We start from the raw sequence: 14,885 nt of genomic DNA, 5'->3' as shown, positions 1-14,885 counted from the left end.
CTCAGAACGTCCCGATGCGGCTCATCACCCAGTACCAGAAGACGACGAGCGCGGTGCACACGAGCCAGGCCAGACCGTAGCGCACGAGATCCGGCCAGGTCAGGGCGAGGTTCCAGATGTTCTCCAGCATGAGGGGACCTCCGTGTCGACGGGTTGCCGCACGGCCGGCGGCAAGGGTTGGACCGCGGCGCCCGATTCATCGGGGTTCCAGGCCGTAGAGGGTGGTGGCGACGAACTGCGCGGACGCGTCGCACTCGTGGCTGGTGATCAGTACCGCGTACAGGCCGAGGATGAAGAACTGCGTGGCCAGGACGGGGGCGCTCTCCGGCTGAACCTCACCCTGGTCGCGCGCCCGCTCGATCTCCCTCACCATGAGGGCCAAGAGGGGGAAGTCCGCCCATGCGTGGGCATCGGGACGGATGGCCGGCCGGGTCGGCGAGAAGTGCAGCCCGAGCATCTCCCGGAACACCACCCTCCCCACCCGCTGCTCGACCGCCACGATCAGCCGGACCACCTCGGCCAGCGCAGAACGCAGATCATGCGGTGCGCCGAGAAACCCTTCCAGCTCCTTGGCCGTCCGCTCCTCCTCCTGCTGCGTCAGCTCGGCGAGCACGTGCTCCTTGGTCGGGAAGTGGAAGTAGAACGTCCCGCGCGCCACGCCCGCCGCCTTGACGATCGCGCCGATGTCCGCGTCGGCCATGCCCGACCGCCTGAACTCCGCGATCGCGGCCTCGAACACCTGCCGCCGTGTCTCCAGCCGCTGTACGTCACGCCGAGTCCGCTTCTCTTCAGCCGGAAGTGCCATTCTCACGTTGTACGCCGTTGGCTGACGTTCGGCACTGACTGAATTCAGTCAGTGACATCAATCAGCGGGTGCTCCGGACCACCCGCGGGCAGGCAGCGCCGCAACGCCCTGGTCAACCGCAACAGCTCCAAGCGCGGCCACATCGATCCGGCGTGGGAGTCCTGAAGCAACGGCGAGCCGCAAGGTAGCCGGTCAGCTGCGCTGTCGGGTGTTCACTGTGGTCTGTGTGCGCTCATCGGCCACGGCCCGGTACAACGAGGCGGACGAGGGAGGCTTGCCGGTCGGGATGGTGAGTTCGCGTCACCGCCCTGCTGGCCAACCTCACACCGAGAACTGACCACCCTGGACGCCCTGGCGCGCAAACTCCTGCGCCACCTGAACGCCCCCGCCCGATGACGTCCAGCAACGGCGCTCCGGCCGCTGGTATGTCGGCCCACACCGACACCTGCCCCGCCGTGATCGCGTGGCCGCTACGAACACCAGCGCCAATCCGGTCAGCACGGTCAGATGGGGGCTACCGCCAATTTCTGCACTCAGCCACCCCGAAGGCCAGGCCTCGCCCTCGATACTTCGGTGGCTGATACATCGTCCCCCGTATGGTCAAACGAACCACGGTGATGAGCGAGCCCACGTACTTCGTGCTGGCCGCGCTGCTGGACGGTCCGGTGCACGGATACGGGATCATCAAGAAGGCGCAGGAGCAGTCGGGTGGGCGGGTCCGACTGGCCGTTGGCACCCTCTACGGAGCCCTGGACCGGCTGGCGGGCGACGGACTGATCGTCGTGGACCGCGAGGAGACCGTCCAGGGCCGTCCGCGTCGTTACTACCGACTGACCGAGGACGGGCGCCTGGCGGTGACCCGCGAGGCTCTGCGGTTGGAACAGGCCGCCCGAGTCGTCACGGGCCGCCCCTCTCTGGTGACGGGGGACGCCGGAGCATGAGCGGAGCATTCACCGAAGGCTGGTACCGGCTGTTCCTGCGGGCGTTTCCGCCCGGTCACCGCGTCGAGTACGGCGCTGAGATCATCGGCACCTTGCTGGGCGGCACCTCGCGCCGCGCTCCCTCGCCGCGGGAGACGGCCGGGCTCCTCACTGCGGGCTTCGCCGCCCGGGCCCGTGCGGCCACCGCCGCGCCGTGGTGGGCCGACGGGCTGCAACTCGGCTTGCTAATGCTGGCGCTGGCGAATCTGGCCTACGGCATCGCCGACCATGCGTCCCCCTGGTGGCTGGCCGCTTCGGCACTGCTGGTGGGGGCGTTGCTGCGCGGCTGGGCACTGGTGGCCCTACCACTCGCCCTGGCCGTAGCGTCCTCGACCGGCCGGGCCATGCTGCTGGGGGCTCAGGCGACGTCCTGGTTGCCGCAGATCCTCGGACCGGCCAACCACAACTGGGTCTCAATGGCCCCCTACGGCGTGCTGGCGATCGGGGCCCTAGCACTCGCGGCCAGCCGGTCAGGCCGACCGCAGCGTCTGCGTGCGCGGCCGTTGTGGTGGCTTGTGATCCCAGCGGCCTGTTTCGCGCTCACCTACATGCCCGGCAGCCGAGAGTACGGCGAGACCTGGCAACTGGTCAGGGCGGGCACGGAGAGCGTCCTCCTGCTCGCCGGGGTGCTGGCCACCGCGATCGCGCGCAGCCCACGCTGGGCACTGGCGGCGGCCATCTACGTCCTGCCTGGCGTGGCCTCCCCGCTGATCAACCCGCCGTCGAACGCGCAAGACATCGGCTACTGGCTGACCCTCATCGGGCTCCTGCTAGCCATGCTCGCGACAGCATGGCGACCCCAGCCCATCCCCGAACGTCGCCATCCGCAATAGCCGAACCGCGGAACGCAGAGCCGCACCGTTGACGGAACTCATCGACATCCTGACGCACGACGCAAACGCCAACGTTGCTACAACCGATGGACAAACGTTCCTGCTTCTGAGGATCTGGCTCAAATTCCGTGAAGCGGTCACGGTCCGTGAAGAATCACTCTGTGGGGTGTGGGCGGTGAGGACGCGGACCATGCTGGTGTCGCCTTCGGCGATGGCCGCAGCGTTGTCGTAGGCGCGGGCCTCGGCTTCGTAGATCTCGTGCTCTTGGGGGTGTTGGTGGGCGAGGTCTCGGCATGCTCGGGCGACGCGGCGCAGATCATTGGAGATCTGCTGGCGGATCGGATCCGGTGAATGGGGCATGGCTTCAGTGCGACAGGTAATCCAGATTCTCTGTCGCAGCGCGCCGGGGTGTCGCCGAGGTTTTCGCCGCCTGCTGCGCTCGTCTCGGTAGAGCCAATGCCCGGTGCATGACGGCCCTAGCTGCGGGGCGCGGCGGAAGCGGGGGCGAAAGACCGGGCCGCGGTGTGTCGGCGTCGGATGCGGACGCCGACACACCGCGGGGGCTGCAAGGTGCCTCGTCAGCGGCGATCCCTGCTCGTTCCCCGGTACCGAGGCCCTACTTTTCCACGGGCACCCACAAATGGCCCGAGCCCATGTCGGGCTCCTCCTCGTCTTCGACGGCCACCAGTGCCGGGCCCGGGGCGGTGCGGTAGGTGGGGTGGGCCGGGAACCACTCGGTGTAGACCGCGCGCCACAGTGCTTGCAGCCCACGGGGGAACTCCACCCGTTCGAAGCGAAACACCGCCCAGGTGCCCGCGGGAACCTCCAGGCGCTCCATCCCCTCAGGGGTGGGGACGGTGGTGGCCGCGGCGACGTAGTAGTCGATCTCCTCGCCGAAGTCCCCACCCTCGTCCAGGGCCACCGTGACCGACAGCGCGCCGCGGGGCTCCTGGTCGCTGAGCGCGTCGAGACGTTCCCAGGTGGCGCCATCGACCGCTTCGGTGAAGGCGACCATATCCGGATTGGGGCCCTCGGCGACGTTGGGAATCCGCTTCCTCAACCCGACCAGGGCGAAGGCGTCTTTGTCGAGGATGCGATAGCGCATTTCCGTGCTCCCTTCGATGGTGAGGTGGAAGGCCAGGCGGGACTGGGAGACCAGCGGGGCGCCGGTGCGCCGGGCCTGGCCGGGAGTGATGCCGTGGACGGCGCGAAAGGCCCGGGTAAACGCCTCGGCCGAGGAGTATCCGTAGCTGACGGCGATATCGAGCAGCGTCCTGCGGCCCTCCATCACCTCGGCGCCGGCCAGGGTGAGTCGGCGCCGTCGCACGTACTCCGACAGCGGCATCCCGGCCAGTGCGGCGAACATCCGGCGCAGGTGGTGCTCGGAGGTCAGCGCGGTGCGCGCCATCGCCGCCACGTCCACCGGGCGACCGGGGTCCTCCTCGACGTGCTCCAGGGCCTTGTTCAACCAGTCCAGCATCGCTTCCCCCTTCGTTCACCAGCGACGTTAACGAGCGCGGAGGGGGCGGTTCCCGACAGTTGCCGTGCGCCGTCGATCAAGCCAGGGCTCACTTGCCTCTGGAACCTTCGAAATCCTTCCTGTCTGAGGTGGCCAGTGGGAGTGCAGACGCTGACCCGGTGTTCAGTGGGCTGGGGTATGCCGCTGCTCCCTTGAGGAGACGGGTGATCAAGGGAGGCAGACGGCTATCACGGACGGCACTTAGTCGGTGTGGGCGGTGAGGACGCGGATCATGCTGGTGTCGCCCTCGGCAATGGCCGCAGCGTTGGAGTAGGCGCGGGCCTCCGCTTCGTAGACGTCGTGGTCCTGCGGGTGCTGGAGGGCGAGGTCGCGACGTGCTTGGGCGACACGGCGTAGGTCGGCGGAGATTCGTCGGCGGGTCGGATCGAGTGAAAGGGCCATGCCGTTCCTCTTCAATGGGCGTTGAGGACTCGCTTGCGCAGCAGCGGGAACCCGGCTCGGCCGAACATCTGGCGTTTGAGCATCTTGATGCGATTGACGTGACCCTCGACCGGGCCGGAGTTCCAAGGCGAGCGTGAGCCCTGTGATGACCGCGTCCAGGTCGCGTTCGAGTCCGCCCGCGAAGCCGTGGAGGCTGGGCAGGGCGTCGGCTCGGACCGCGGCGATCCAGGTCGGAAGATCCTGGCCCTGGCGTTGGGTGAGGATGACGGCGAAGTCACGGACGTGCCGGGCGAGCGCATCCAGTTCCGGGCACCGCTCCTGAATCGCTTTGAGCTGGAGTTCGTGTTCTTCGTCGAGCCGGTCGGGGCGGGTGGTGATCCAGCCCGTCACTTTGCGGGCCGAAGGTGCGGCGGCCGTGACCGGCTGCGGAACCCGCAGGGGGCGCAGGTAGGCGCTGAGGGCACCGTAGCTGCCGCGGTATCCCATCGCGGTGATCTCTTCCAGCAATCTGGCGGCATTGCGTTCGCCTTCCTCCCACCGCTGGTGAAGATAGGGCTTGTAGTCGTCGACCTTGCTGGGCTTGGTGGTCCACTGCCCCCACAACAGCTCATCGGCGGTCTCGGCCCGGACGTAGCGGATCACGGTCCCGGATCCCATGCGGAGTTGGCGGGCGATCGAGCGGATGCCGTGCCCGGCGTCCTTCAGTTCGTGGATGCGGGCGTGCTTGGCGCGGGTGCGTTCGGCGAACTTGGTCCAGCCCTTCCGCTCCGGTACCGGTGGTTCAGTTTCGGGTTGGGAGTGGTGGTCACGCAGGCACGAGCGGTGCCGGAACACGGTCCGTTCGACGGCCTGGACCAGGTTGTGCCACAGGTGCCACCTGTCGGCGCACTGGATCGCATCAGGTGCGCCGTTCGCACGAGGGGTTGTCGCAGAAGAACCGACTCACTTCAAGGAGGATCAAGACCGGTCTGCCGCCTGCGGCGAGGTCGTGCAGTCGCCGCCGATAGCGGCTGTGACGGCGGCCGGTCGGTGTCCCACACTGGTAACAGACCGCGCTTGTGGTCTGGGTCCGCGCGGTGACCACGACACCATCCTCGGCTTCGGCAACGCCGGCGGCCTGCTCGCTGTCGGCCTGCTGGCCGCCCCAGCCGCTCAGGCCCCCGCGCCACCGGCGACCGCACACGCAAATTCCGAGGTCACGGTGGGGTCGCGCCCTGCTCGCCCAGCAGCCGGACGCGACGATCGCCCGGCTGCTGGGCGTGAGCCGAGTGACCATCTACAGGTATGTCCCCGAGCTCAAGACCGGCCAGCGCCCCCAACTCGAGCCTGGCACCCCGACCGCTCACGTCGAGCTGCCCACCGGCTGACCGCGACGATCCCTACCTTGCCCATCGTCGGTGCTTTTGCCCCTACTGCCAATGGGTCACTTCTCGGAGTTAATCAAGCCGGCCGTCACATACCCCATCACGTCAGCCATCTTCTCGTTCCCGTACACATAAATCCCGCCCTCGCTGGGCATGACCCACCCGTCGCTTGCGCGTAGCCCCTTGAACCCAAAGGCTTTCACTCTCTCGGCTACCACATTCCCTCGCTCATGCGTCCCCGCCTCGTACACATTGAGTCCATCCTTGGGGAAGCTGATCCACCCGTCGTCGGCGTTGCTTCCCTGCACCCAGGGTGTGCGTATGCCGGTCGTGGCGGTGACGGTCTCGAAGGTGGGATTGCGCAGCTGAACGGTCGTGGTGAGAAAGTGTTGCTGCCGGGTGCTGGGGTCGGTGGCGATGAGAGTGTAGGTGGTGGCCTGCTTCGGAGCGTCGGACCAGGTGCCCCCGGTGACGGGGACGGGGTTCGGGGCGCCTGGGAACTTGATCTCGTAGGTGAAGTCGGCGGGCCCGTCCCAGCTCAGCGTGATCTGTGTTCCGGCGTCCACCATGGCGTTGTCCGGGCGGAAGTTGCGGGGCGCCGGGATCTGGATCTGCTTTGGAGCGGTCTTCACCAGCGGCACCGCCGCGACGCCGGGGCGCGGCTTCACCTTTGGCGCTTTGCTTCTGCTGGTGTCCTCGGTCACCTTCAGTATGGCCAGCCCGGCGGTGGCGGCGACGGTGACGTTCTCCAGCGTCAGCACCATGTAGTCGCCGAGGTCGAAAGAGGTTCTGGCACCGGCCGGGGCGATGGCCCGGAAGGTGTTGCCCTGCGGCTGGAGGTTCACCGGCTGGGTGCCGTTGTACTCGCCCTTGGCCTTGATCGTGGTGATGTTCGGGGTGAGGTGGCCGGCGCCGTTGCCCACGGGGAGCTCCACCTCGATCGTGGACCAGTACGCCGCAGCCTGTCCGGTGTTGGTGACAACCAGGTACACCGTCCCCGTGGACGGGGACCGCCCGGCCGCTGACGCCTCAAGGGACGCCGGGTCGGTGATCAGGGTGTAAGTCAGCATGGTCATGGTCACGACTCCTTCTCTGGGAAAACAGCGCAGGCCGATGACGCGCCCACTACGACAGGGCCAGGCAGGACAGAACGCGGGTGACGCATCCGACACCCCGCGACTGTGACGCACCACAGAACGTCACCCTCTAGATCGAAACGCCAGAATGAGAGCGCGACAAGAGCGCCCAAGGGGGCCACAACAGGGCGATCTGGGAATAGTTTCGGCGCCTTGACAGGAGGACGGGGCATGCGTCACCCATCGCTTACCGCCAGCAGGGCGGTGAACAACTAATTAGTACCCATCGAGATCACTGACGAGATGCGCCAGGCCATGGCCACCGCCCAGCGCCAAGGACCGCAAAGGACCTGCCCACCCTCGCTACCAACATCCACGCCGACGCCGAAGGACTGGTAGGCCGCTCTCCGCTCTGCCCGCGCGGTCTAGCGGGGGAGTTTCGCCGTGCGCTCAGGATGCGCGGCGGCGACGTAGCGCATGGCGGTCTGCTCGGTGATTTCAACAAGCGCATCGGGTGCAGCGGGTCCGCGGTCTCGGCCGCCTCGTTGAGGATGCGGTCTTGGCGAAGGCCGCTCAGGGTGAGGCTCGCTGGGAGGGCAAGGCGTAGGAGGCCGCAACTGACAGGCGGGTGGTCGGGATCGTGCGCAGTCTTCCGGCTGACCAGTAGGTGAGGGTTGGTCGAGGTGGGCCATCGGCGGTGGCGGTAGGTCATCCAGTCGGCGGCAAGCTGGTGGGGGAGTTCCTCCAGGTAGAGGGTGTGGCGCAGGGCGCCGCGGCGCACTTGGAGGATGCCGCGTGACAGGTCGAGATGGGCGGTGTGCAGGCGCCCGATCTCGTGGCCGGGCAGAGCGTGAATGGCGACCAGCGCGATGACCAGGCGCCCGAGTGGTGTCTTCGCCTCTTGGAGCAGCCCGGCGAGCAGGTCCGAGGGGACGGATCTGGGGATGTTCTTGAGGTCACCGACCGGTAGGTTCCGGGTGGGGTTCTCGGAGGAGCACCCGCTCTTGCCTGAGCGCCCGGAAGAAGCTCCGCAGCGCGATGGCGAGTCCTCTTCGGGCCGAGCCGGCCAGACCCTGCAGAGCTTGTTGCGCGTCGGCCGGGGTGATCTGTTCCAGGGTGGTCACGCCTGCGGTGGTCCACGCGGTGAGGGTGGGTTTTGTGAGTTGCTGCGAGAATCTCGCAGGTCGTCAGGCGGGCAGGAACACGATCATCTACGTGCTGAAATCGGAGACTGCGACCGCACGCGTCGGCCGGGAACCTGCACGTACTCCACGATCCGGCAGCTCGACGTAGACGCGCACAGGCCCTCGAACGCGACCGGGCGCCCCGGTCGCGCGGCCGCCGCCGGGCACCGCCCTGTCAGTGCTGGGGCGGGGTCCAGATCCAGGCGCGGCTGCGGGTCTCCTTGCTGGTGATGCGCTGGGGGATGTAGGCGGCGGGGTTGATCAGGCCGCCGCTTTGGGCGGCGCCGGTGTAGAGCCGGTCGGAGACGATCATGGTGAGTTATCCGACGGCGTCGTCAGCGAAGCGTTTGAAGGCGGGGGCGTCCAGGAGCCGGAACAGGTGGACCAGGGCGGGGCCGACGACGCCGTGGTCGTCGCGGTGGATGCGTTCGGTGTGGACGGCCAGGCGCAGCCGCATCCGGGTAGTGGGGTCGGCGAGCTGGTTGTGGCGGCGCAGCACCAGGTTGAGGTGGCTGGCGTAGGGGGCGAGCAAGTGGTCGGCGGCGACCTCGGGCGGGACGATGAACAGCGCGCCGTCGCCGCGGTCTTCGCGGTGGCAGGCCCAGCAGGGGATCCGGGTCATGCGCCATGCCTCGGCGATCAGGTCGTTCATCTCCTTGCGGAGCACCAACTGGGTCCGCGCGTCCGTGCGGGTGCCGAACCTTCAGATGTCGACGGCGGCCAAAGTGGTGGTGGCCGGCAGCGTCCAGGGCGGGGTGTTCTGGTTGCCGGTGGGCGGCCGGATGGTGTGGTGGCTGTGGGACGGCTCCTGGGGTGCGACCTGGCCGGAGCGGGGCTCGCTCCGGCCGGGCGGGGTGAGGTCGTCGAAGGGATCGCTCCAGCAGTTCTCTGCCAGCCCCAGCAGGTCGCGGATTTCCCACGCATGCTCATAGGCGGTCTTGGGCCTGTTCGGGTACTCCGGCGCGCACGCAGCATCCATCCCGACCTGCTCGGCGGCGAACGCCACCACCTCGTCGGGCACCTTCAGCGGCGCATCGGCCAGAACCGTCCCCAGCATCCGCACCGTGCCCCACTCCACCGCCCAGCCCAGGTTCGTCGCCGGACGCCGCTTGTCAGCCACCACCATCCGCGCCCGAGGGGCCAGCCAAAAGAACTGTTCCAACTCGGCGACGGTCACCTCATCACGGAACCGGCGATACCGCGCGACCTGCTCGTCTGACAGGAAATCAACCGGCCCGTCACCGAACCGTCGTCAAACCCGACGCTCTACCGCCAAAATCCGGTCCGATCCTCCTCGCGGGCCAGCCGTCAAGCGCCTCGTCCGCCTGACCGTCGAGGATGTCCTCGACCACTACGGCCAGGTGTCGCTGCGCCTTGGCGACCCGCCGACTCCGGCGCGCCCGACTCGTTCGCCACGATGCTCACCGAACTCGCCGCCAACCCCGACTGCGGCTGGCTCTTCCCAGGCGGCCGCGTCGGACAACCCCTCTCCCCAGGCACTCTCGTTGCAGCAACTGCGTGTGCACGGTGTCCCGGTCACCCAGACCCGCACCGCGGCCTTCAGGCAGCTCGTGCTCCAAGCGCCCGCGCCCGTCGTCGCCCAGGCCCTCGGCTACCACCCCGGCACCGCCGCCAGCGGAACCTGGAATCGCTAGCCAGCTCAGCGCTGAAGGCCCTGCGCGCCCTACAGGTCGTCCAACAGTCCGTCCAGACGCGCACCGAGGGCGTCCGGGCGTCGCGTCCCCCCGCGAACGAACGGGCTCCTCCCGCTGCGCGTCCGCGACCTCCACCAGTCGGCCTCCATACGCCTGCAGCAGCCGACGGATCGCTCGCAGCTCGTCCAGGACCTGCGCGTCGTCGGACACATTCCCTCTCCGGGCGGTCACCAGCGCGGACTTCTCGGTGAAGCGCACGGCCACCCGAGACTTCGGCCCGCCCTACACACACCGACGACGCCTGGACACCGGAGCTCCTTCCCGCCGATCACAGGTGCTCGCGGAGCCATGTTTCCGCCGGACCCCCGCCCCGAACACGACACGGTCGAACACGGCAGAGCGGCGGACTAGGGTCGTCAACCGTGATCGAGTCTTCCTCCCTGGACACCACCCGCGCGGCCTACGACGCCGTCGCCACCCTTTACGCCGAGATGTTCCGCGACTCGGTCGAAGGCCATCCCCTGGACAGTGCCCTGGTCGCAGCGTTCGCCGAGTTCGTACGGGCCGCGGGCGGCGGGCCGGTGGCCGACCTCGGATGCGGACCCGGCGGTGTCACGGCGCGCCTGGCCTCCCTCGGTGTGACCGCCTTCGGTGTCGACGCGTCGTCCGCGATGATCGAGCTGGCCCGCCAGGAGTACCCGGACCTGCGGTTCGACGAGGGCTCGATGCTCGCGCTGGACATTGCGGACGGCGCGCTGGGCGGCGTTCTCGCCTGGTACTCCATCATCCACACGTCTCCGGAGGACCTGCCGGTGATCTTCGCGGAGTTCGCGCGGGTGCTGGCGCCGGGCGGTCACCTGCTCGTCGGGGTCTTCGCGACCGACGCCGACTCGCCGCACTTGGCCGAGCCGTTCGACCACAAGGTGTCCCTCGCCTACCGGCTCTCCATCGACCACGTCGCGGACCTGGCGTCCAAGGCCGGGCTCACGGAGGTCGGCCGGCTGCGCCGCGCGCCGGGTGAGAACGAGAGGTTCCAGCACGGCCGTCTCCTCGCCCGCAAGCCGACCGAGCCGTAGGCCCGGTCAGCAGCAGGTCGACGAACACGGCCCAGGGAGACGTTGAAGCTGGTCCACGGGAGTCGCCGTGATCGGGGGATTTCGCAAGAGCCCGCCGCGCTCCTGCTGGGGCGTCCGCGCGCCGTCGCCGGTGCCGCTCCGCCACCCGGCTATCAGCCCGTTTGGACCCGGCCCCGCTTCCGGTCGAATACAGCAGTGCACCGGTCGGACGTCTGCAGACGGGGTGGGTCCTCGGCGGCTGTCCTGTCCAAGCGAACGTGTCGGCGTTCACCGTGGATCAAGCGGCCCGGGGGTTGTTGAGCGCGAAGTCGATGTCAGCGGCGTGGACGGTGGGCGGCCGAGCCGGTCAGGGTTCGTTGGAGGAAGGCTCGTTTTGTTCGGGCAGGTCGGTCCGTACCGTGCTCCGGCCAGGGGCGGGCAGGGGATCGTCACTCCAGCAGAATCCATGCGGGAAGCGTGGCCGCGGCGGATAGGTGTCGGTGGCTTGTGGCGTTTGTCGGCGATGGCCCCGTCGTCGGAGAGCCGGAAGCTGAACCCGACATCGTCGGCGGCGTCGGCGAGGATGGTCGCTACTTCGATAAGGAGCTCCTCGCGGAAGCCGTCTGCGATGCTGCCCCTGCTGTGGAGCTTCAGCCACAGTGGCAGGGGCTCGGCGCCCGCCCGTAGTTGCCCTCCACGGTCTTGGTGGTGCTGTGCCGGATGGCCCCCTCACATCGCGGCGACCTCCAAGGCCGAGGCCCGCAGCGTCTGGGAGTGCACGACGACCGAGCCTCGTTCGACATGCCAGTACACCAGGACCCCGCGGTCGCCATAGCGGGAGTGCCACTCGGTGAACAGGTTCTGGTCAGTGGTGGAGAAGTGGATGGACTCGGGCGCCACCACCGTTGATCCGGCGCCCCTCAGGCCGTTGTCACGTGCGGCGAAGATAGCGTTGGCCATCCACTCGGCATCCGGGTGAGGGGACGGGGAACCCGTTGGATCCGATCTCGTCCCAGCCTCTCTCGCAAGCGGCACGCCTATCGAATCAAGCCGAAGAGTCATCTGGAAATCCATCCCGCAGCGACGCCCGCCAGGCCCGTTCTACCGGCTACTCGCAGGCCAGTCCGGCCTCATCCGCTGGCAGCGCCAGCCCAGCGGCTGCAGGACTGGCTGCGCACCCCGTGGTGTGGTCGGTGATGTCAGTTCCTCCCCCCGGTGCTTTGGCTGACGTTCCGTCCGAGGCGCACCGCGGAGACGAGGAAGAAGACGCCGCCGAGCAAGGCGTAGCCGGCCACATTGGCCAAGGAAGCTTCTGCGTTCGATGCCATGAGGAAGAACGACATGCCGGCCAGCACGGAGATGGCCCCACTGGCGATCATCGCCCACTGTCCTCCCATGCGGCGCCGTCGAATGGCCACGACGAGCTGCACAATGCCGGCCACGACGGCCCAAGCCCCCCAGACTCGCAGGACGGCTGGGATTCCGGAGGTGAGGGCAACGGCGAGTCCGACGGCGGCGAGGGTGCTGATCGCGATGTTGACGTAGAGACCTGGGACGGACCCGTTCGCGGATCCACCGGCCACATTGACCCGCGCGGAGCGGGCATCGACGACTGCGGCGGCCACGTCGAACACCGGGTACAGCACGATCAGCACCGCGGTCAGCAGGTTGATGCCCGACGCGGTCAGGAACAGCAGGACCGCCCAAACGAGGGCGAATCCGAAACGCACGAAGTAGAGCCGCCGAAGTGTCGCTGCGACACCGGTCACAGCCGGGGCGGTGGTGGTCATGACAGTTTCCCTTCATTCGAGGTCGAATGGCAGAGGTCAGGTAGGTGGCTCGGACGCCCATGGGGAAGGAGATTCCGTCGAGCCGAATATGGGAGCGGTCTTCTCAAGCGCCCAGACGGCCGTGGAAGCGAGTGCGTGTCCCTCTACGCCTGGTTGTCGACCGCGACGGTTGTGTGGGCTGTTGCGGTGAGTTTCGCGACCTGGTCGTCGGTCAACTGCAGCGTGGCGGCCGCGACGTTCTCCTCGAGGTGGGCGAGCGAGAAGGTGCCGGGGATCCGACACACCACGCGCGCTCGGGCCGGCGACCAGGCCAGTGCGACCTGCGTCGGGGGCGATCCGGTCTCGGTGGCGACACTGCCTGTCGTTCATGACCGGGTATCACGGACGAGCGGGATGTGCTCGTGTGTGCAGTGGTCACGGCCGCGATGACGACCAGGCTTCGGGCGGCCGTGATCTGGTCAAGCCCGACCTCGGACAGCCCGATGTGGGCGATCTTCCCCTCGTCCTGCAGTTCCTTCAGCGCGCCCAGCCGGTCGATTCGATGCGGGTAGAGCAGCTCGATGCACTCCACGCCGAGTCGGCGCAGGCTCATCTCGCACCGGTGGCGCAGGAATGCCGGGTGCCCGACCTGTCCCCACTCGTCGGGCCGGAGTCGGAGCTGGCCGATCTTGGTCGCGATGAGCAGCAGCTCAGGGTAGGGGTGCAGGGCTTCGCGCAGGATGTCCTCGGCGACACCGAGGCCGTAGGAGTCGGCGGTGTCGATGTGCTGTGCGCCGCACTCGACCGCCCTCCGGGTCGGCCGGACCGAGCGAGCCTGGTTCGTGGGCGGTCCCCAGATGCGGGGACCGGTCAACCGCATGGCCCCGAACCCCAGACGCGCCATCGTCCTGCCGGTCACCTCAAGGGTGTCTCGAACACCGGTCATGTTCGAGGCGGGTTGTCCGTGTTGTTCCTCGACACGCGAGTCTCCCAGGATCCTCGGCGCGTGGTGCGGGTGGTCGGCGCTCACGAGGTCAGGGCGGCGTCGAGGGTGATCGTGGTACCGGCCAGGGCCTTGGAGATCGGGCAGGACTGCGCGGCAACGATCGCCGGTTCTCGGAACCTGGCCGCGTCGACTCCGTCGAGCTCAGCGCGCAGCATGGTCGCGGCTCCGCTGATCTCGAAGCCCTCGTCCAGGGCAGGCCCAGGGTGACCTCGACCGAGACGTCCATGCTCGTCGCGGTCAGGTTCTCCGCGCCCAGAACGCCCGACAAGTTCATCGCCAGGCAACGACGAGTGCGCTGCGGCCGGCAGTTCCTCCGGACCGGTCTGGCCATCGGGCCTCGCGGCTCGGGTCGGGAACGACACGTCGAAGTCCCCGGCGTTCGACGAGTCCAAGCTGACGGCGGCCTTGCCGTGCAGCAGGTCGCCCTGCCAGCGGCTGGTCGCGTCTCGGCTCGGCATGATGCCTCCACGTAGAAAGACCGTTCTCTCTTGCAGCGCTGAGCTTGGCAGACATCGCCGGCGATTGCAAGACCGATCGTTCTTTCTGCTAGGATCGGGCCATGGCGACACCGATCCGCCCCGCGCCCGACGGCCAGAACAGCAGCTCGGGGAGGCAGGGACGGTCCGAGGCCCGAGAACGGCTGCTGTCCACGGCCAGCGTGCTGTTCTACCGTGAGGGGATCCGTGCGGTCGGGGTCGAGCGAATCCTCGCCGAGGCCCCGGCCACGCGAGCGACGTTCTACCGGCACTTCCCCTCGAAGGAAGACCTCGTACTCGCCTACCTGCGCGGCGTCGACGCCCACATCCGCGCCGACACGCAGGCCGCCATCGAAGCCGCGCCGTCGCCGGCCGACGCACTGCGCGCGATCGGTACCGCCGTCGCCGACGACCTGGGCAGACCAGAGTTCCGCGGGTGCGCCTTCCTCAATGCCGCAAACGAGTACCCCGACCCCAACGACCCGGTGCGCCAGGTGGTCCTCGATCATCGAGCCTGGTACGTGACCACGCTCACGGAGCTGTTCGCGCAGGTCTTCGGGGACTCACCGCGGCGTGGCAAACCAGATCACGCCGCACGGCACTTCGTCATGATGCGTGACGGCGCCATGACCGGCGCCCACCTCGACGGCGTCGAGAGCGTCGGCGCCGCGTTCCAACGCGGCGTCGAGGGCCTGCTCACCGTCCTTCACTGAGTCTCGTCCCGAGGAAGTGACCACGATGCGCCACAGAATTGGAATGAC

Annotated in this window: 19 protein-coding genes and 1 pseudogene; 6 read left to right on the top strand and 14 right to left on the bottom strand. The window is 68.3% G+C overall.

Annotation, left to right across the window (positions count from 1 at the left end; genetic code table 11):
- Window position 1: 1 nt before the first annotated feature.
- The gene (locus tag ACFPZN_RS20840) at window positions 2-130 is read right to left on the bottom strand and encodes a hypothetical protein (protein ID WP_378283718.1); all 129 of its coding nucleotides are present in this window, start codon (window positions 128-130) and stop codon (window positions 2-4) included.
- A gap of 66 nt (window positions 131-196) precedes the next feature.
- Window positions 197-805: a TetR/AcrR family transcriptional regulator gene (locus tag ACFPZN_RS20835; protein ID WP_378283716.1), complete on the bottom strand. Its 609-nt coding sequence runs from the start codon at window positions 803-805 to the stop codon at window positions 197-199.
- 596 nt (window positions 806-1,401) lie between these two features.
- Between ACFPZN_RS20835 and ACFPZN_RS20830 the strand changes: the two genes are divergently transcribed.
- The 3 genes from ACFPZN_RS20830 to ACFPZN_RS20820 all read left to right on the top strand — a co-directional run bounded on the left by ACFPZN_RS20830 (window position 1,402) and on the right by ACFPZN_RS20820 (window position 2,969).
- On the top strand, window positions 1,402-1,746 hold the full coding sequence (locus ACFPZN_RS20830) for a PadR family transcriptional regulator (protein ID WP_378283715.1): 345 nt from the start codon (window positions 1,402-1,404) through the stop codon (window positions 1,744-1,746).
- Window positions 1,743-2,618 carry a hypothetical protein gene (locus ACFPZN_RS20825; RefSeq protein WP_378283714.1) on the top strand — a complete coding sequence of 292 codons (876 nt, stop codon included), beginning with the start codon at window positions 1,743-1,745 and terminating at the stop codon, window positions 2,616-2,618. The genes ACFPZN_RS20830 and ACFPZN_RS20825 overlap by 4 nt, the downstream gene beginning before the upstream one ends.
- A 168-nt stretch (window positions 2,619-2,786) precedes the next feature.
- Window positions 2,787-2,969 carry a hypothetical protein gene (locus ACFPZN_RS20820; RefSeq protein ID WP_378283713.1) on the top strand — a complete coding sequence of 61 codons (183 nt, stop codon included), beginning with the start codon at window positions 2,787-2,789 and terminating at the stop codon, window positions 2,967-2,969.
- Window positions 2,970-3,234: 265 nt separating this feature from the next.
- Here the strand turns inward: ACFPZN_RS20820 and ACFPZN_RS20815 are convergent, their stop codons facing one another.
- The 7 genes from ACFPZN_RS20815 to ACFPZN_RS20785 all read right to left on the bottom strand — a co-directional run bounded on the left by ACFPZN_RS20815 (window position 3,235) and on the right by ACFPZN_RS20785 (window position 9,385).
- Complete coding sequence (locus tag ACFPZN_RS20815; protein WP_378283712.1) at window positions 3,235-4,098, bottom strand: AraC family transcriptional regulator; 864 nt, start codon at window positions 4,096-4,098, stop codon at window positions 3,235-3,237.
- A gap of 240 nt (window positions 4,099-4,338) precedes the next feature.
- Window positions 4,339-5,373, bottom strand: a complete 1,035-nt coding sequence (locus ACFPZN_RS20810) for a hypothetical protein (RefSeq protein ID WP_378283711.1) — start codon at window positions 5,371-5,373, stop codon at window positions 4,339-4,341.
- A gap of 64 nt (window positions 5,374-5,437) precedes the next feature.
- Window positions 5,438-5,815, bottom strand: coding sequence for a transposase family protein (locus ACFPZN_RS20805; RefSeq protein ID WP_378283710.1), 378 nt, complete (start codon window positions 5,813-5,815; stop codon window positions 5,438-5,440).
- Between the two features lie 147 nt (window positions 5,816-5,962).
- Complete coding sequence (locus ACFPZN_RS20800) at window positions 5,963-6,979, bottom strand: hypothetical protein (RefSeq protein ID WP_378283709.1); 1,017 nt, start codon at window positions 6,977-6,979, stop codon at window positions 5,963-5,965.
- A gap of 1,359 nt (window positions 6,980-8,338) precedes the next feature.
- Window positions 8,339-8,476, bottom strand: coding sequence for a hypothetical protein (locus tag ACFPZN_RS20795; RefSeq protein WP_378283708.1), 138 nt, complete (start codon window positions 8,474-8,476; stop codon window positions 8,339-8,341).
- A 6-nt stretch (window positions 8,477-8,482) separates the two neighbouring features.
- Window positions 8,483-8,815, bottom strand: a complete 333-nt coding sequence (locus ACFPZN_RS20790; RefSeq protein WP_378283707.1) for a hypothetical protein — start codon at window positions 8,813-8,815, stop codon at window positions 8,483-8,485.
- Window positions 8,816-8,866: 51 nt separating this feature from the next.
- Window positions 8,867-9,385, bottom strand: coding sequence for a DUF4158 domain-containing protein (locus ACFPZN_RS20785; protein WP_378283780.1), 519 nt, complete (start codon window positions 9,383-9,385; stop codon window positions 8,867-8,869).
- Between the two features lie 283 nt (window positions 9,386-9,668).
- Here ACFPZN_RS20785 and ACFPZN_RS20780 point away from each other — a divergent pair, with 283 nt between their 5' ends.
- Together ACFPZN_RS20780 and ACFPZN_RS20775 are read left to right on the top strand one after the other, a co-directional pair.
- The gene (locus ACFPZN_RS20780) at window positions 9,669-9,818 is read left to right on the top strand and encodes a hypothetical protein (RefSeq protein ID WP_378283706.1); all 150 of its coding nucleotides are present in this window, start codon (window positions 9,669-9,671) and stop codon (window positions 9,816-9,818) included.
- A 422-nt stretch (window positions 9,819-10,240) separates the two neighbouring features.
- Window positions 10,241-10,894, top strand: a complete 654-nt coding sequence (locus tag ACFPZN_RS20775; RefSeq protein ID WP_378283705.1) for a class I SAM-dependent DNA methyltransferase — start codon at window positions 10,241-10,243, stop codon at window positions 10,892-10,894.
- 708 nt (window positions 10,895-11,602) lie between these two features.
- Here the strand turns inward: ACFPZN_RS20775 and ACFPZN_RS20770 are convergent.
- The 5 genes and pseudogenes from ACFPZN_RS20770 to ACFPZN_RS20750 all read right to left on the bottom strand — a co-directional run bounded on the left by ACFPZN_RS20770 (window position 11,603) and on the right by ACFPZN_RS20750 (window position 14,106).
- Entirely contained in the window at window positions 11,603-11,833 is a 231-nt protein-coding gene (locus tag ACFPZN_RS20770) for a Tn3 family transposase (protein ID WP_378283704.1), read from the bottom strand.
- A gap of 239 nt (window positions 11,834-12,072) precedes the next feature.
- Window positions 12,073-12,663, bottom strand: a complete 591-nt coding sequence (locus ACFPZN_RS20765; protein WP_378283702.1) for a DUF308 domain-containing protein — start codon at window positions 12,661-12,663, stop codon at window positions 12,073-12,075.
- A gap of 143 nt (window positions 12,664-12,806) precedes the next feature.
- The gene (locus ACFPZN_RS20760; protein ID WP_378283779.1) at window positions 12,807-12,977 is read right to left on the bottom strand and encodes an aldo/keto reductase; all 171 of its coding nucleotides are present in this window, start codon (window positions 12,975-12,977) and stop codon (window positions 12,807-12,809) included.
- 161 nt (window positions 12,978-13,138) lie between these two features.
- Window positions 13,139-13,522 (bottom strand): annotated as a pseudogene (locus ACFPZN_RS20755) (aldo/keto reductase); the annotation flags it as partial.
- A gap of 146 nt (window positions 13,523-13,668) precedes the next feature.
- Window positions 13,669-14,106: an OsmC family protein gene (locus tag ACFPZN_RS20750; protein WP_378283701.1), complete on the bottom strand. Its 438-nt coding sequence runs from the start codon at window positions 14,104-14,106 to the stop codon at window positions 13,669-13,671.
- Between the two features lie 101 nt (window positions 14,107-14,207).
- Here ACFPZN_RS20750 and ACFPZN_RS20745 point away from each other — a divergent pair, with 101 nt between their 5' ends.
- A complete protein-coding gene (locus ACFPZN_RS20745) occupies window positions 14,208-14,837 on the top strand; it encodes a TetR/AcrR family transcriptional regulator (RefSeq protein ID WP_378283700.1) in 630 nt (209 codons plus the stop codon).
- Window positions 14,838-14,885 lie beyond the last annotated feature (48 nt).

It is taken from the genome of Actinomadura rugatobispora, assembly GCF_042656285.1.
In the GTDB taxonomy this organism is placed as follows: Bacteria; Actinomycetota; Actinomycetes; order Streptosporangiales; family Streptosporangiaceae; genus Spirillospora; species Spirillospora rugatobispora.
Note: the sequence above shows the minus strand (reverse complement) of the source record. Positions and strands in the feature narration are given on the sequence as shown.

Coding starts and splice junctions, on each gene's coding strand:
- ACFPZN_RS20770 (WP_378283704.1), bottom strand. CDS start 11,833: ATGGCCAACGCTATCTTCGCCGCACGTGACAACGGCCTGAGGGGCGCC.
- ACFPZN_RS20745 (WP_378283700.1), top strand. CDS start 14,208: ATGGCGACACCGATCCGCCCCGCGCCCGACGGCCAGAACAGCAGCTCG.
- ACFPZN_RS20840 (WP_378283718.1), bottom strand. CDS start 130: ATGCTGGAGAACATCTGGAACCTCGCCCTGACCTGGCCGGATCTCGTG.
- ACFPZN_RS20835 (WP_378283716.1), bottom strand. CDS start 805: ATGGCACTTCCGGCTGAAGAGAAGCGGACTCGGCGTGACGTACAGCGG.
- ACFPZN_RS20790 (WP_378283707.1), bottom strand. CDS start 8,815: ATGAACGACCTGATCGCCGAGGCATGGCGCATGACCCGGATCCCCTGC.
- ACFPZN_RS20795 (WP_378283708.1), bottom strand. CDS start 8,476: ATGATCGTCTCCGACCGGCTCTACACCGGCGCCGCCCAAAGCGGCGGC.
- ACFPZN_RS20825 (WP_378283714.1), top strand. CDS start 1,743: ATGAGCGGAGCATTCACCGAAGGCTGGTACCGGCTGTTCCTGCGGGCG.
- ACFPZN_RS20815 (WP_378283712.1), bottom strand. CDS start 4,098: ATGCTGGACTGGTTGAACAAGGCCCTGGAGCACGTCGAGGAGGACCCC.
- ACFPZN_RS20800 (WP_378283709.1), bottom strand. CDS start 6,979: ATGACCATGCTGACTTACACCCTGATCACCGACCCGGCGTCCCTTGAG.
- ACFPZN_RS20750 (WP_378283701.1), bottom strand. CDS start 14,106: ATGCCGAGCCGAGACGCGACCAGCCGCTGGCAGGGCGACCTGCTGCAC.
- ACFPZN_RS20805 (WP_378283710.1), bottom strand. CDS start 5,815: ATGGTCACTCGGCTCACGCCCAGCAGCCGGGCGATCGTCGCGTCCGGC.
- ACFPZN_RS20765 (WP_378283702.1), bottom strand. CDS start 12,663: ATGACCACCACCGCCCCGGCTGTGACCGGTGTCGCAGCGACACTTCGG.
- ACFPZN_RS20830 (WP_378283715.1), top strand. CDS start 1,402: ATGGTCAAACGAACCACGGTGATGAGCGAGCCCACGTACTTCGTGCTG.